Source organism: Bacteroidetes bacterium SB0662_bin_6, from assembly GCA_009839485.1.
Lineage (GTDB): Bacteria > Bacteroidota > Rhodothermia > Rhodothermales > VXPQ01 > VXPQ01.
The window spans coordinates 1-15850 of the sequence record VXPQ01000028.1; the positions used below are offsets into that span (position 1 = coordinate 1).

Consider the following 15850-nt stretch of genomic DNA (forward strand, 5'->3'; position numbering starts at 1 on the left):
AATGAGCGACGAGCAACGAAGAGTGACGCCGTGACCGGCGGAACCCGAAGGGCGGTGCCTCTTTTCCCGCCATGCGGCGTTGCCGCTCGCTTATGTGGCTGGGCCACATTGCGCTCGCGGCGCCTGGCCTGGCAGGAAAATAGGCACCGCAGAGCGCAGCTGCATAGTGGTAACAGGCCCTAAAAAGCGTGCCCCAGGCCGAAATGCCACCGGCGTTCTCCAAGGCCGTCGGGGAATGCTCCGAAATCGGGACGACGAGGATCGTAGACCTTTACGGCCAGATCGACGCGCCCGATGAGATACTTCCAGTCCAGACGGAAGCCTACCCCGGATCCGACGCCTATCTGGCGATAGAAGGAATCGAATCGGAAGCGCCCATCCAGTTTCCCGGATACATCCTCTCCGAAGCCGGGGTTGCGAGAGCCGAACCATACGTTGCCGGCATCCACAAAGAATGCGCCGATCCAGTCCGAGCCGAGAAAATGGAAAAGAATTCCCCGCATCTCCACGCCTGCTTCCAGTTTGATATCCCCTCCGAGAATGTTCGTCCCTTCCCCGGCATCCTGGACAGACTGGAATTGGGCGCCGCCAGGACCCAACTCCCGCCAGTCCCAGCCCCGCACGCTTGTGCCGCCGCCGGTATAGAATCGCTGACCGAACGGCACCAGCCCCGTAGTACTGCCCAGAGGATGCGCAATGCCGCCGATGAATTTGAGCGCAACGACGGAAGAAGGGTTCACCGCGTGATACAAGCGGAAATCGCTGGCGAAACGCACATAGCGCCGGTACAAAAGCTGATCGGACGGCCCCTCGGAGGCAAAGAAGGAAAGACCGGGAAGATAGCCTTCCACGTTACCGGGAGAATAGGCAAAACGGTCCAGTAGATAAGGCACGGTATTGCCCAGTTCCGCCGACGCCTCGATACTATATCCCCGGTCGCGCCGGAGCGGATTCACATTGGTCGAACGCAGCGCATACCGGATCGCCGTATTGATTTGCGGCACCGTGTAATCCTCAAGAATCCGGGCCCGCTGGACCGGGTCTGAAACCGGATCGAGCAGGTCGTTCAGAATCTCGTCCTGAAAATTCCGCAGCGTGTCGGGATTGCTCAGGCTCACGTCCACCACGTCCAGCAAAGAAGTCAAGGTCTCCGTATGACGCAACTCCAGGCGGTACCGGGCATTGCCGCGTGCGCGGATGATGAGACCGAAATCGTCGCGCCGGGCCGTGAGCAGGCTGAGCGTCAGGCGTGTGCGGACATCGTACAGGGGGAGCGAAGCGTCGATCCCGCGAAACGGACGCATGAGATACGGCATCGTGAGCGACGTCGCGATCTCCGCCTGCCTCGCGGTTAAGGTGCTTAAATCGTCGAAAGCGGTCGATATGGAGCCGGATGTCCGTACGCGAAACGCCTCGCCCCGTCCCAGCAGATTGGCGTTCTCGTACGTTAGGGCAACACCCGTGGCCAATTCCTTGTCCGCGTTGTTGAACGGATCCACCCGCTGAAACACGGACGGCTCGAAACCGATCTGATGCCGGTCGCGAGTACGAAGATCGACACGATGCGACAAGGTTGGAACGGCGCCTGTGAATTGACCGGTCGATGGTTGAGGAAAAATGTCCGTAAACAAAAACACGCCGGTGCCTTCAAGGCGACGCCGGGTAGCAAGCACCTTTTCCTGCGAGTACCAATCCCCCGGCGTAAATCGAAGCGTACGAACAAGCAAACCCGGCGATAATTTCTTTTCGTTCCGGAACCGGAAAGACGCCGTACCGCCGGCTACGGAATCCGAGGAGGCCTCCAGCGAAAGGGTTTCGGACCGCTCCGCAATCTCCGGCTCGGGCCCCGCTATCTCGAAGGAGACATCCCCGAAGCGATAACGCGGGCCCGTCCCGATTTCGAGGCGCAGATCAAAACTGTCCGGGACTGCCTCAAAAAACACCGCGCGAATGGAATCGCGGGTAACGGCAGGATATCCTTCGTCCCGCAGAAAGGTAAGGATCCGCCGCACTTCGCTATGCAGCATCGTTTCCGAGTACCGCTGCCGGCGTGCACGAAGATACAGAGGACGATCCTGATCGACGGGTTCGACACGCAATACGGCATCCTGCACCAGCCGCGCATGTTGGTCAGGCGTCAGGTGATCGACCCCGTCGTACCACACATTCCGGATATAGGTGGGCAGTCCGGGCGTCACTTGAAAAATGACGCCAGCCTTGCCTGCCGCGACCGTATCTATCCGGACGGCTACCTCCGCTTCGAAGAATCCCTCCTGGCGATACAAAAGACGCAGGCGATCCAGATCCGCCTGGAGAACATCCATGTCGAGCGCGGCGGGAGGCTCGCCGCCGGCCATCAGCGAATTGCTCAACCGTTCACCGAGTATTCCGGAGTTCCCAAGGCGGTACATCCACAGCCACCAGGTCGCTCCCGGAATTTTGGCAAACCTGCGATTCGGCTTCGTGCGGACCCTGCGGGCCAACGCCGTCTCGCCAAAAAATTCGTTGCCTTCAAAGGCAACACGGCGTACGATGAGGGTGTCGGTATCCGCCTCTCCGGGCCTGGCGCCGAAAGAAGTATTCCTCTCTGCGTCCTGAGCTTCTGCCGTACCGGCAATCGTCAGAACGACAGCAAACCAGACCACCCGAAGAAGAACACGATGTAAACGCCCGCAAGGCGACGGGTCATTCTTCCTCGAAGTAAAAGTCGTCGTCAGCCGTGGGGTAATCCGGCCAAACCTCCTCAATGCTTTCGTACGGCTCGCCATCATCCTCCATCTCTTCGAGATTTTCTATAACCTCACGCGGAGCTCCCGTACGCTCTGCATAGTCGATGAGTTCGCCTTTCGTTGCAGGCCAGGGCGCATCTTCAAGGTAAGATGCCAATTCGAGACTCCAGTACATCGGGTGAGAACTTGTTGAGAGGGCCGACAAGGCAACCGGTGCGCATCAGGCGGCCGATCTTGCGCATTGTGCAGGCACTATAATTTTCCGAAAGGATAAAAGCAAGTAAATAAATGTGTGACTCTGAAAGATATACAGAAAATATACCAATTATTGCCATCTGTCAGCCGCAAAACGGCTCCCTAACAGACTATGCGACGTCCTCCGCGCTCAATAATCAAGGGATCGGGTCTCCCGCTCCGAATCCCGCTTCAATTTTTCGTACTCCGCCGGCGTCATGGATGGGGACATGAAGGAAATCGGATTTCGGGCTATTCCTCTGGCGTCCCGCACCTCAAAATGTACGTGGGGGGCCACTGAATGCCCTGAGTTGCCGCTGAGACCAATGCGTTGGCCACGCTCGATTTCACGTCCGCGCCGGATGGTATCGTCGATCTCCGAAAGGTGCGCATACAACGTCTCGGTTTCCGATGCAGGATGCGAAATAATCACGTGGTAGCCATAACTGGTACTGTATCCTCTTTTGAGGATCCGACCGGCAGCGGAAGCAACCACCGGGGTGCCCCGTGGTACGGAAATATCGATCCCGTAATGCATTTTGCGGCCTCCGAAAATCGGATGCTCCCTCATGCCGAATCCGGACACGACCCGGCCGGAAGCCGGAAGGATCGCCGGCATCTGATCGTTCCGATCCATTTGCTCGTTCGCAAGCGTCATCAAATCGCGCAGACTGGCGCCCTGGAGATTGATGCGGCCTTCGATCTGGTCAAGCCTTTGCGCCGTCTCCTTGAGCAACGTACCCGTTGGGGACTCCAACCGGTCGAACTCTTCATACGGATCGGAACCACCCACGCCCAGGCGCCGGACATCTTCGGAAATCGGCTCCACGCCGAGAAGTACGCGATGCAACTCACGGTCCGACTCCTCGAGTCTTTCCAATTGACGCGCGTACATATCCACCCGATCACCGAATTGCTCAATCCCTTCCTCAAGCACCGCCTTTTCGGTCTTCAGGGCTACTTCCTGAGGGGTCTCGTCGACCGTGTCAATGATTAATGACAAGAGAAAGGCAATCGGAAGCGCCAGCACCGCCACCCACAATAGCTGCCTGCCACTGTACAGCCCGCCCCATTTATCCTCCACATACCGGCAAGATCGGGGGTCGTAATAGTAGCGTTTTTTCGACATACAAATGCGTGATTGCGTGAGCGTACATTTGGTTTGCGGTGGCATTATGCCCAACCCTCAGGTATCGGGCCGGGAATAACGTAATGTCTCCGCACGGACGACGAATCCTGAGACGGAGGCTAAAAATTTAGCCCATGTTAATATAAGATAGGAATATCCCGCCTGATTGTCAAACGAGCCAACCGGACAGGAAAGCGAATCGGTTACTCGTAATCATGCTGGAAATACTCGATCATCCGGGCAGGCATATCGGATCCCCTGGTGCGAATACGGTCGGCAAGACGCTTGGCAAACACCTCGGCGGGGTCGTAGCCAGCGCTGCGAAGCAGATGATTCATGGCAATCACTTCGCAGATCACCGTGATGTTTTTGCCGGGGGTGACCGGAATCTTCACCATGGGAAGTTCGACATCCAGCACGCTGAAGGTGTCACTCACCATGCCCAGACGCGTGTATTCCTCTTCGGTATCCCACAATTCCATATGCACCACAATCTCGACCCGCTTGCGAAAACGAATAGCCCGTATGCCGAACATGGCGCGAATATCCACCAGTCCAAGCCCCCGCACTTCCATAAAATGCTGGGCAAGATCCGTGCCGGCGCCCATCAGGACCTGCTCTTCCTTGCGCGTGACAATCACCACGTCATCGGCCACCAGCCGATGCCCTCGCTCAACCAGGTCCAACGCCACCTCGCTCTTGCCGATGCCGGATTTGCCGACCAGGAGCAAACCTATACCGTATACGGCCACCAGGGAGCCATGAATCGTTTGCTGCAACGCAAACTGGTCATTCAGAAAATCCCGTGAAATCGCCATGAAGTCGATGGACTGCAAGGGCGTCCGGAAAACAGGCACGCCCTGCCGCGTCGCCATATCCACCATCTCTTTGTCGAGCTCATTGTTTACGGTGAGCACAATGCAGGGCACGGGAAAGGAAACCAGGGTTTCGAATGCCTTGCGCCGGGCAGCAACCGGCTGATGTTGCAGAAACCGGTTTTCCGTGTTGCCCAGAATCTGCACACGCTGATGGGTAAACAGATCGGTATACCCGGCCAGCACCAACCCCGGACGGTGCAAATCGACCTCGGTCACCAATCGGTCCTCACCGGAAACATCGTTCACGGATTCAATATCGATCCCCGCCGCCGTCCGCAGATGTTCCACCATGAAAGCCACGGTGATAGATTCTTTCTTGAAGGCTTTCGACGTATCGGACATAGCATCGGGCCTGATTCAATAAAGGATACGCTGATTAAAACCGCTTGGAGAGGAGGGGCATGCAGGTACGCAAAGCGGCTACGGCACTTCCACGGTTTCAAGGATCTGCCGCACCAGATCGTCGCTCGTCATCTCTTCCGCCTCGGCCTCGTAGGATACCGCAATGCGGTGCCGCATTACGTCCGGGGCCAGCATACGAACGTCTTCCGGCGTCACATAGGCCCGGCTTTCCAGAAAAGCATGGGCGCGCGCCGCAAGGTTCAGGTGAATGGTCGCGCGGGGGGAAGCGCCGAATTCGATCAGCGGAGCGATATCCGACAAGCGGTACTCCGCCGGACGCCTTGACGCCATCACAAGATCGACCATGTACTTTTCAACCCGCTCGTCCATGTAGAGTTCGTTCAGCACGGCGCGCGCCGACAGGATATCCTCCGGTCCAACCACTTCCCTGACCTCCTCTTTCTTGCCGGTTCGGGCCATGCGGCGCATGATTTCCAACTCCTCGTCACGGGTCGGGTATTCCACGCGAATTTTCAGCATAAACCGATCCACCTGCGCTTCGGGAAGAGGATAGGTGCCTTCCTGCTCGATCGGATTCTGAGTGGCCAGCACCAGAAAAGGCTCTCCGAGCGGAAAAGTCGTCTCGCCGATCGTCACCTGCCGCTCCTGCATACTTTCGAGGAGAGCGCTTTGGACCTTGGCCGGGGACCGGTTAATCTCGTCAGCCAGAATCACGTTCGCAAAGATTGGACCCTTTTTGATGGAAAAAGACCCTTCCTTCTGATTGTAAACGAGCGTGCCCAGCAGATCGGCGGGAAGCAAATCCGGCGTGAACTGGATACGCTGGAATTTTGTCCCGATTGCACGGGCAAGAGAACTGACCGTGAGGGTCTTGGCAAGGCCCGGTACGCCTTCGAGCAGCACATGTCCATCACCGAGCAGCCCGATCAGCAAGCGCTCGATCATGTGACGCTGCCCCACAACGACCCGGCCCACCTCGTTCAATAACTGGTCCACGAACGCACTTTCCTTGCGGATGCGGTCGCTGACCCGGGCCATATCAAAGTTTGCTACGATTTCCACGTGACAGAAAAAAACGGATTACTTGGAACAGGTATGAAGAAAGGGGTCGGAAACGCGGTGCAGAAAACGCAAGTGGTCACAGGAGCATGACGTGCATGTCCATGTCGAATTTCTCTTTGAGTTGTGCCTGCACGCGGTCCAGACAATGGGGAACGACAAAAGGCTGTCCCGCCATCACCACCGCACGCCCCCGGTTCATGGGAAACGCTCCGTACATGCCGTCAAGGGTCATGGCGTCCACTTCGTCGACCGCGTTATCCGACACATCCGTGGTGCCCCCCCAGTCCTTGCGCGTCGAGGCGTCGGCCATGAGAAGAAGCGCTCCAAAAAGCTGCCAGTCTTTACGTTGTACCGCCCCTACCAGTTTCGGCACACGCTGGTTCTCCTTCACCAACCAGCGCAGAGCAGGCCGCAACCGGATGGGGATCGCGTCGGTCGCCGTCAGTAAATCGCGGTGCTCCAGTTCTCGTAGCGACGTTACTGCATTGAATCCCTTCCTGCGCAGAATGACCGCCGCCTCGGACGCCATTTTTCTTTTCCTTGCAACGGCTCCGGCTTCGAAGAAGGTACGATCTCCTGTCTCTACCAGCCCGAACGCAAGCGCATCCTCCGGAGCGGCTTCGAGCAGCATACATTCGAGCGTAGCGGCATCCACGAAGGAATACTGCTCGGGCCGCCCTTGCTCGGCAGCCACGAGAAACGCGGGGCTGAAATAGCGGCCCAGGCCCGCTTCAACCGCTTCGTGGACCTGTTCGCATATCCGACGATCCTCCCGGACAGGTGAAAAGATTTCCCCACATGCACGCGCCGCGGCCATGCCGAGGGCGGCCACGTAGGCATCCGCACACGAAAAGGGCACCGCATTCGCCACAGCTACATCGGCTCGCGCATCTTCGGGCGCCAGGCGGCGGAGTGTCTCGAAAACAATACGAACAGGCGGGGGGACCGTATCCGGAAGCGGATGATCCGGGCCGTATGTCCATGTTCTGTCGTCGCCTCCAAATGCAAGACGGGACGCTTCGCCCGACGAGGCGCGCATCGCCACCGCCGTACCGGACGGGATGGAAAAAAACAGGGCGAACCCGTCGAAGTAATGCGTATGTTCAGCAAGCAAACCTATGCCCCCGTGCGCAAAACCGGTCCCGGAAACTGCTCCTTCCACCCCCTCAAAACGCTCCTCAAGGGTTCTACGCGCACGTTCCATGAGGCTTGACGGGGCTTCGAAAGAGCGCTCGGGGACGCCTTGCGGCGCCTTCGTCAGGGAGGCCAGGCGAGAAACCGCCCCGGCGCGATCACGAATCGAATCTGACGACATAATGGGCCTTCCCGCACTATTTGAACAGATGACCCACGGGCAGTGCATGTCCCCGCAGGAAATCCATTGCCGGGATGCGGCGGCGACCTTCCTGTTGCAGTTCCAGCAACTCCACAGCCCCTTCGCCGCAAGCTACCACGAGGCGATCCGACACATCCGTCACCTGACCCGGCATGCCCTGCACTTCCCCCTGCCGGCCCGGATGTGCTACACGCGTCCTGTATATCTTGACCATGCTTTCGCCATCACAGGTCCAGGCGCCGGGATGCGGTGACAGTCCGCGTATACCGTTGTGCACCTGATACGCAGGTCGATCCCATACAATGCGAGCGTCTTCCTTGCGAATCCGCGGGGCCGGAGTAGCCTCTTCGTCGTTCTGGGGATGCACCTCAACCTCCCCGCGCTCGATGCACCGCACCGTCTCTACGACCGCCTCCGCGCCCATCACCATCATACGGTCATGCACGTCTCCAGTGGTCTCGTCCGGGCCGATCGGCATGGTTTTTTGCAAGATCACGTTCCCTGTATCCACAGTTTCTCTTAGAAAAAACGTGCTCACGCCCGTCTGCGTCTCACCCGCCATGACAGCGCGGTGGATCGGCGCAGCGCCCCGGTACTTCGGAAGCAACGAACCATGCAAGTTGAAGGCCCCCTTCCGGGCGATTCTGAACACGTCAGGGGGAAGAATGCGAAAAGCCACCACCACAATCAAGTCCGGCGTCAATCTGCGCACCGCTTCCGCAAAGACAGGATCGTGAAGGGATGCCGGTTGCAGAATCGTCCTGATACCCAGCCGCTGCGCTTCCTCCTTCACAGGTGTCGGGTGTATGCGGCGGCCCCGCCCCCGGGGTTTGTCAGGGGCCGTCACCACGGCGACCGGGCCGTAGCCCGACTCGGCGAGCCGTCGCAGCGACGGCACGGCAAAATCCGGCGTACCCATAAAAACGATCCGCATATCCTGCATGGAAATGTCCGACGAGCAGATCAGGGCCTGTTAATACTATGCAGCAGACCGGGGCATTACCCGAACAGGGTGTCCACAAACGCGCGGCGGTCGAATATCCGCAGATCCTCAATGCGCTCCCCCACCCCTATGTACTTGACGGGAATCCGGAAATCATTGGAAATACCGATCACAATGCCTCCTTTCGCCGTACCGTCCAGTTTGGTGACCGCAAGCCCCGTTACCTCGACACTGCGGGTGAACTCCTCCGCCTGCCGCAGGGCGTTCTGCCCGGTAGAAGCATCGAGTACCAGCAGCACCTCGTGGGGCGCTCCGGGAATGCGTTTGGCCATCGCACGCCGGATCTTCGCCAATTCCTCCATCAGCCCCCCGCGAGTATGGAGGCGTCCCGCCGTGTCGATAATCGCTACGTCCGCGCCCCGCGAATCGGCCGAGGCTACCGTATCGTACGCCACCGAGGCCGGGTCGCTCCCCTGCGCTTGCCGAACGATAGGCACATCGGCACGTTCGGCCCAGATCGAGAGCTGCTCCACCGCAGCGGCGCGGAACGTATCGGCAGCGCCGAGCAACACGGATTTGCCGGCATCCTTGTACCGGTGCGCCATCTTCCCGATTGTGGTCGTTTTACCGACCCCGTTGACGCCGACCACCATGATCACATGCGGACGGTTCGGTAACGGCGCGTCGAACCCTCCAGGGCGATCCGGGGCATCGTCAAGCAGCAGCGAGGCGATCTCGTTACGGATCAGGACGTGCAGTTCCGCCGTCGACACGTAGCGATCCTCGGCTACCCGCTCTCCGATGCGGTCGATGATGTGGAGCGTCGTACCGACCCCTACATCGCTGGTAACCAGCACCTCTTCCAACTCGTCCAGCACCTGCTCGTCCACGGTTTTTTTCCCGCGGATGATCCGGCGCATCTTGCCAAGAAATCCCGTTCTGGTTTTGTCCAGCCCCTTGTCAAGTCCCGCAGAGGGTGCTTCGCCATCCTGAGAACCGTCAAAAAAACCCATGTGCCGTCCTGTATAGGATACTCTGATCAGGGCTCCTCCCGTATCGCCCCGCTCGCGGCGCCCGGCGCAGCCTCCGCAGGCGGCCCGCTTTGCTTCATCAGCCTGGCATACCTGACCCCGTACATTGCAAAAGAACCGGCCAGAAGCCCCGTCGTCGCAAACAAACAGAATCGCATTACGGGATCGTCAGCCCGCATTAGCGCAGCAAGAACGGTAACGGCCACAGCCCCTACGGCCACCTTGCCGGACCAATCGCTCATTTCCATGCGCCCTGTGCGACGTACGAGTACTCCCGACCCCAGCAGAATAAGCAGATCCCGCGTGATCAGCACCATCAGAAACCAGACCGGCAGCATTCCCCGAAGAGCCAGTGCAAGCACGATAGCTATACCGGCGATCTTGTCGGCCAGCGGATCCAGTATTTTTCCCCAATCCGATACCCTGCCCGCCCGCCGCGCTATCCGTCCGTCGAGCCAGTCGCTCATAATCATGACGGCAAGCAGCGCAAAAATCCAGCCGAGCGAGCCGTCGACCATGATCAGCCATGCGACAGGAACCACAAGAAGCACCCGTCCCATGCTGAGTGCGTTGGGCACGGTCCAGAAATTCCCGTCGGGGCGAAAGCGCCCGAACCTACGGGGTAGCATCATCGGTGTCGTCCTCCCAGGATTCGATGGCCTCCATCACCGCTTCCACGATATCCTCGGATGGCACGGTACCCACCACCTCGCCCCGCTTGAAAAGATGCGCCCGACCCCGCCCAAGCGAAATGCCCAGGTCCGCCCCCGCGGCCTCTCCGGGCCCATTCACCGCACAGCCCATGAGCGCTACGTTGAGATCCTTCTCGAAACGGGCTTCCTGCACCGCCGCCTCCACCTTTTCCACGATCGAAAACAAATCGCCTTCCATGCGGCCGCATGTGGGGCAGGCAATCACGTTTACACCCGGACGTCCCAGGCGGAGCGACTTCAGAATGCGGTGCCCTACCTCGACTTCCCGTACGGAGGGCGTCGCCAGCGAAACACGGATCGTGTCCCCGATCCCGTCAGCCAGCAGCGTCCCGATCCCTATCGAACTCTTGACGGAACCGCTATCGAAAGCACCTGATTCGGTGACTCCGAGATGCAATGGAAAATGCGTCTTCTCCGCAAGCAGGCGGTAGGCCTGAATCATGAAAAACACGTCCGAGTGCTTGACCGAAATAACCAGGTCCTCAAACCCGTGCCGCTGGCATATCTCCACATGCCGCATAGCGCTTTCGAAGAGGGCCTCCGGCTGCGGGTAGCCATACTTGTCCAGCAGATCCTTTTCCAGCGACCCGGAGTTGACCCCGATGCGAATGGGAATGCCGGCTTCTTTCGCCGCAAGCAATACTTCCCGCTCCCACTCTTCCTTGCCTATGTTGCCGGGATTGATGCGGACCTTGGCCACCTTCGATTCCACAGCCTTCAGGGCATACTGGTAATTGAAGTGAATATCGGCGACGATCGGCACGGGAGCGCCCTGCACAATATCCGGCAGCGCTTCTGCATCTTCCGGGCGCGGTACCGCCACGCGCACAATGTCGGCGCCGGCCTCGGCAAGTTGGCGAATCTCGTTGAGCGACGCCTCTACATTATGTGTTTTGGAGGTGGTCATGGACTGCACCGATATCGGTGCGCGCCCCCCGATTTCCACGGGACCCACCTGCACAGGCCGTGATTCTCGCCGATATCGTTCCATGGCTGTCAATAACAATGATGAACGGGTACTCTCCTGTAACGAAACCGAATGTTCTTGTGTTGCACGAAACAGGTTTATGGATAGGATACTCTGATCAAAACCGCTTCGCTCAGCGCTTCGCAAAGGAGCATCCGGAAACCCGTCAATCCCGGAGGCGCAAAGTTACCAGAAGCGGCAGATGATCGGAAAGATGCGCTTCCTGCACCCGGGCGGCGACGACTTCCCATTCCTCGCTCACGAATACGTAGTCGATCCGCACCGCAGGCAACCGCGCATGGTAGGTCATTCCCCACCCCTCGCCCGCCTCCGCAAAGGCATCGCGTAACCGGCCCGACAATGTGTGGTACACCCGGTTGTTCGGGGTGCTGTTCAGATCGCCGCAGAGAATAACGGGCAGTGTTTCTTCTTCGATCATCGCTACGATCCCATCGATCTCCCGGGCGCGGACCCGGTATGCGGCGCGGTACTGCCTGAGATAGCGCATGATATATTCGACATCGAAAACGGACGAGCGCGTTTCCTCCCAGGGTTTCCTTTCCCCGAACGTGCGCAAGTGCACGTTATACAGTATGAAATCCCGGTCCTGCCAGCGTACCCGGGCCCTGATAACATGCGACGTACGATTATCCGACGAATACAGGCGACGCCGGGACACATGCACAACCGACGGCTTGCTGAGCACGGGCTGTTGCGTCCAGGAAGCATTATCGGGACGTATGGACGAGAAGCCCAGCGAGTCGAACAAAATCGAGACATACGGATCGGCCCGGGTAAAAGGCGCCTCGTCATACCAGGCAATGGAGGCCTCCTGCAGACCGATAATATCCGGGCGGCTTTCCTCGACAAGACGAGCCATGTGCGCGGGGCGCTCCGGAGTAGCATCGCGCCAGATGGCGGGAGCGTTGAATGTGAGGAGCGTCAGTGCATCGTCCGGGGTGTCCGGGACGGCATCGAAGCGGTCGAACGGATTGGCGCGGATCAGAAAAAGCGCCAGCAACACGCCGTTGACGACCAGAGCGCGCCGGTTCCCCGCCAGCGCAAGCAATACCGTCATCCCCGCGAGAACCAGCGCAATGTACGGTAAACACACGGCGACGAGTTCGAACCACCAGAAAACGCCGAAGGGCACGTAGTACGCAAGGTACCCGGCCAGAAAGAGCAATGCGATCGGGATATTGACCGCAGCGAGGATTGTGCGCACAAACCGTTTCATCGCCGATGCTTACCAATACATCGTTCGGCCGGGGCGTATTGGAAGTTTGCCCCTCCAGTACTGTATTAGCAGGAAGCCGAACAACATGCCGCCAAGATGGGCAAAATTGGCGACGCCGGCCTGGGTGCCCGTCACGGCGGCCCATAATTCCAGCACGCCGTACATGATCACAAGCCATTTTGCCTTGATCGGGAACAGAAAATAAATATAGATGGGCTGGTTGGGAAACATCATGCCGAAGGCAAGGAGGATGCCGAATATCCCGCCCGATGCGCCTACCGTCGGATACACCGTACCGCTGGAGGAAGCAACGATCAGTTGAATCAGCCCCGCGCCGATGACACAGACGAAATAAAATATGGTGAACCGGCGACTGCCCCATGTATTTTCGATCTGCACGCCAAACAGCCACAGCGCAAACATATTGAACAAAAGATGCGTGAAGCCTCCGTGCAGAAAGGAATACGTCACCAGTTGCCACGGCAAAAACGACGCAAAACCGCCTGGTAATCCGGAATTTCCTACAGGCCACAGGGCAAACCACTGCACAAGCACCCGACTCAGGACAGGAGTCATCGTGGCGAGAAATACCAGCCCGTTCAGAATCAGCAGATTCTTGATGACCGGCGGAAACATCGAAAATTGCGTGAGGGGTCGGTAAGAATTCTGGTACATCGTCCGATATGTACGTGCAATAACGGTATCCCTGCCTTTGGATATACCCCTCTCTTAGCGATAAACGCCCGTAAAGTTGCGTTTCCCTGCGGAACGAACGGTCGAAAACCGGCATTCAAGGAGCACCGTCCTTCTTTTCGTGTTCATGTCGGATTCGCGATATTCCAAGGAAGAACTGGAACGCTATTTCAGCGATCCTGCCGCACGTCGTGCGGGCCCTGACCGATCCCGCTCCAGCAAGCGGCAGGGGTATTTCTACCGCCGTTTCCGGAACGAAAAAAAGGCGCAGGCTGCGTTCCTGCTTTCTGTGATCGGCGGCGGCGTCATTGCCTTTTCCTTCTTCATCGGGGGATGGGCGCTGCTGCTCTCCGATGAACTGCCGGATTTCCGGCAACTCGACAATCCCGATTTGCAGCTTGCAACGGTCGCCTATACGGCCGACGGCAAGGAACTCGTGCGGTATGCTTTCCAGAATCGTTCCTGGACCAACTACGACGATATTTCACCCCATGCGATCAACGCCCTCGTCGCTACAGAGGACCGGCGCTTTCATGGTCACTGGGGTATTGACCCGCGGGGCCTCGTGGCCGCCGCCGTGGATGTGATTCGAAAGGGCGAATTGCGCGGCGCCTCGACGATTACCCAGCAGTTGGCCCGCAACCTGTACAACCAGGACATCGGTTTCGAGGTGTCCGTTTCCCGCAAACTCAAGGAAATGATCACGGCGGTGCAACTCGAGCGCCGCTACACAAAGCGGGAGATCATCGAGATGTATCTCAACACGGTGCCCTTCAGCAGCAATGCATACGGGATCGAAGCGGCGGCCCGCACCTATTTCAGCAAAACGGCGGCGGAATTATCTCCTCTCGAAGGAGCCACGTTGATCGGGATGCTGAAAGCAAATACGTATTACAATCCCTACCGGAATCCCGAAAATTCCCGTCGCAGGCGGAACGTGGTGCTGAAACAGATGGCGGATCAGGGCTTCATCCCGCGCACATTCTATGACGAACACCATCCCGATTCGGTACGCACCGACTACAACCCGTCTTCGGAAGTGACTGCGGCTCTGGCGCCGTATTTCGCCGAGCAGGTGCGGCTTTGGATGCGGGAGTGGGCTGCGGAAAACGGCCACAACCTGTATGAGGACGGTTTGCGCGTGTATACGCCGCTCGACTCGCGGATGCAGGAAATTGCACAGCAGTCCGTGGACGAAAATATGGAGGGCCTCCAGGCAGTCGTGGATTACGAATGGAGTTACGGGGGCGGCTTCTGGACATCACTCGACCCGTACCTGGAACAGACGGGTTACGAGCCGTGGGCCCGGTACTGGCGCAACAATCCCCAAACGCTCGCGTCGTTCATCCGGGGCACGGAGCGCTACCGCTCGCTTTTGCGCCAGCCGGGAATGTCGGCGAACGACGCCGTCGCCCAGCTCCGCAATAACGCGGCGTTCATGGATTCGCTGAAAACGGCCAAAACGCGGCTCCAGGCCGGCCTGGTCTCCATCGATCCCCATACCGGACACATCAAAGCCTGGGTGGGCGGAAGAAACCTCAAGACCGAGTGGTACGACCATGTCAACAAAGCCGCCCGCCAACCCGGCTCGACATTCAAACCGTTCGTCTACACAGCAGCGATCGACAACGGATGGCCCCCCTGGCATCAGCTCCCGGACAGTGCATTCACGTATGTGGATCCGATTACCGAGGTAGTATGGCAGCCGCAAAACGCGGACGACCAATCAACGGGGCGCATGATGAGCCTTACCGAAGGGCTGGCTCAGTCGAAAAACACGGTCACGGCTCGTGTGATCACGGAGCTCGTGAACCCGGAACTGGTTACGTTCTATGCACGCAGGATGGGCATAAAAAGCGAATTGGACGCCGTGCCGGCGCTGGCCCTCGGCACCAGCGACATCACATTGCTTGAACTGACCTCGGCCTTCAGCACGCTGGCGAGCGGCGGCCTGCAATACGATCCCGTCTTTGTGACGCGCATCGAGGATCGCTTCGGAAACGTACTGTACGAGCACACCTCCTCGCCGGAAGAAGCGCTCTCCGAACAGACGGCGTACACGGTGGTCAACATGATGCGGGGCATTATTACCGGTGGCACGGGAAGACGCATCAGAGGTCAGTACGAGCTGTACGACTACGATCTGGCAGGCAAGACGGGCACCACGCAGAACCACGCAGACGGCTGGTTCGGCCTCATGCACCCCAACCTGGTGACCGGCGCATGGGTGGGATTCAATGACCGGCGCGTGACCTTTGATTCGTTCTGGTGGGGACAGGGCGCGCACAATGCGCTGTTTCTGGTGGGGCAGTACTTCCGGGGTCTCGTCGATTCCGAGGAGATCGAGATCACGGAAGATCCCTTTCCCAGCCCCGAAGAACTGGGCCTGACCTACGATGACCCCTTGGGCGAAGAGAGGAAGGCAAACGTCGGCGAGCGCGGCGTCGATTGGTAAGCGCCGCAAACAGGAAAGACCTGCTTAGGGCCTGTTAACACTATGCAGCGGCGTAATGTACCGGGGTGCGTGTTCATCGT

General features: G+C 58.7%; 13 protein-coding genes. 1 reads left to right on the forward strand and 12 read right to left on the reverse strand.

Going from position 1 to position 15850, the window contains the following annotated elements; genetic code table 11:
• Positions 1 to 179: 179 nt before the first annotated feature.
• The 12 genes from F4Y00_04455 to F4Y00_04510 all read right to left on the reverse strand — a co-directional run bounded on the left by F4Y00_04455 (position 180) and on the right by F4Y00_04510 (position 13297).
• Positions 180 to 2771 (reverse strand): BamA/TamA family outer membrane protein, encoded by a 2592-nt coding sequence (locus tag F4Y00_04455; protein MYE04205.1) that lies wholly within the window; start codon positions 2769 to 2771, stop codon positions 180 to 182.
• A complete protein-coding gene (locus F4Y00_04460) occupies positions 2686 to 2904 on the reverse strand; it encodes a DUF2795 domain-containing protein (GenBank protein ID MYE04206.1) in 219 nt (72 codons plus the stop codon). Before F4Y00_04460 ends, F4Y00_04455 begins: the two co-directional genes overlap by 86 nt.
• Before the next feature lie 210 nt (positions 2905 to 3114).
• Complete coding sequence (locus F4Y00_04465) at positions 3115 to 4092, reverse strand: M23 family metallopeptidase (GenBank protein MYE04207.1); 978 nt, start codon at positions 4090 to 4092, stop codon at positions 3115 to 3117.
• A 203-nt stretch (positions 4093 to 4295) separates the two neighbouring features.
• Positions 4296 to 5312, reverse strand: coding sequence for an HPr kinase/phosphorylase (locus F4Y00_04470; GenBank protein MYE04208.1), 1017 nt, complete (start codon positions 5310 to 5312; stop codon positions 4296 to 4298).
• A 78-nt stretch (positions 5313 to 5390) separates the two neighbouring features.
• Positions 5391 to 6371 (reverse strand): AAA domain-containing protein, encoded by a 981-nt coding sequence (locus F4Y00_04475; GenBank protein ID MYE04209.1) that lies wholly within the window; start codon positions 6369 to 6371, stop codon positions 5391 to 5393.
• Positions 6372 to 6471: 100 nt separating this feature from the next.
• Complete coding sequence (locus tag F4Y00_04480) at positions 6472 to 7710, reverse strand: hypothetical protein (protein ID MYE04210.1); 1239 nt, start codon at positions 7708 to 7710, stop codon at positions 6472 to 6474.
• 16 nt (positions 7711 to 7726) lie between these two features.
• The gene (locus F4Y00_04485) at positions 7727 to 8665 is read right to left on the reverse strand and encodes a methionyl-tRNA formyltransferase (GenBank protein ID MYE04211.1); all 939 of its coding nucleotides are present in this window, start codon (positions 8663 to 8665) and stop codon (positions 7727 to 7729) included.
• A 65-nt stretch (positions 8666 to 8730) separates the two neighbouring features.
• The gene (ftsY, locus tag F4Y00_04490) at positions 8731 to 9687 is read right to left on the reverse strand and encodes a signal recognition particle-docking protein FtsY (protein ID MYE04212.1); all 957 of its coding nucleotides are present in this window, start codon (positions 9685 to 9687) and stop codon (positions 8731 to 8733) included.
• A 26-nt stretch (positions 9688 to 9713) separates the two neighbouring features.
• Positions 9714 to 10337, reverse strand: coding sequence for a CDP-alcohol phosphatidyltransferase family protein (locus F4Y00_04495; protein ID MYE04213.1), 624 nt, complete (start codon positions 10335 to 10337; stop codon positions 9714 to 9716).
• Positions 10321 to 11409, reverse strand: a complete 1089-nt coding sequence (ispG, locus tag F4Y00_04500) for a flavodoxin-dependent (E)-4-hydroxy-3-methylbut-2-enyl-diphosphate synthase (GenBank protein ID MYE04214.1) — start codon at positions 11407 to 11409, stop codon at positions 10321 to 10323. Before ispG ends, F4Y00_04495 begins: the two co-directional genes overlap by 17 nt.
• A 142-nt stretch (positions 11410 to 11551) precedes the next feature.
• Positions 11552 to 12622 carry a hypothetical protein gene (locus F4Y00_04505; GenBank protein ID MYE04215.1) on the reverse strand — a complete coding sequence of 357 codons (1071 nt, stop codon included), beginning with the start codon at positions 12620 to 12622 and terminating at the stop codon, positions 11552 to 11554.
• 9 nt (positions 12623 to 12631) lie between these two features.
• Positions 12632 to 13297, reverse strand: a complete 666-nt coding sequence (locus F4Y00_04510) for a rhomboid family intramembrane serine protease (protein ID MYE04216.1) — start codon at positions 13295 to 13297, stop codon at positions 12632 to 12634.
• A gap of 145 nt (positions 13298 to 13442) precedes the next feature.
• On the opposite strand from F4Y00_04510, the gene F4Y00_04515 reads away from it, so the two are divergent.
• Complete coding sequence (locus F4Y00_04515; GenBank protein ID MYE04217.1) at positions 13443 to 15770, forward strand: penicillin-binding protein; 2328 nt, start codon at positions 13443 to 13445, stop codon at positions 15768 to 15770.
• The last annotated feature ends 80 nt before the right edge of the window (positions 15771 to 15850 follow it).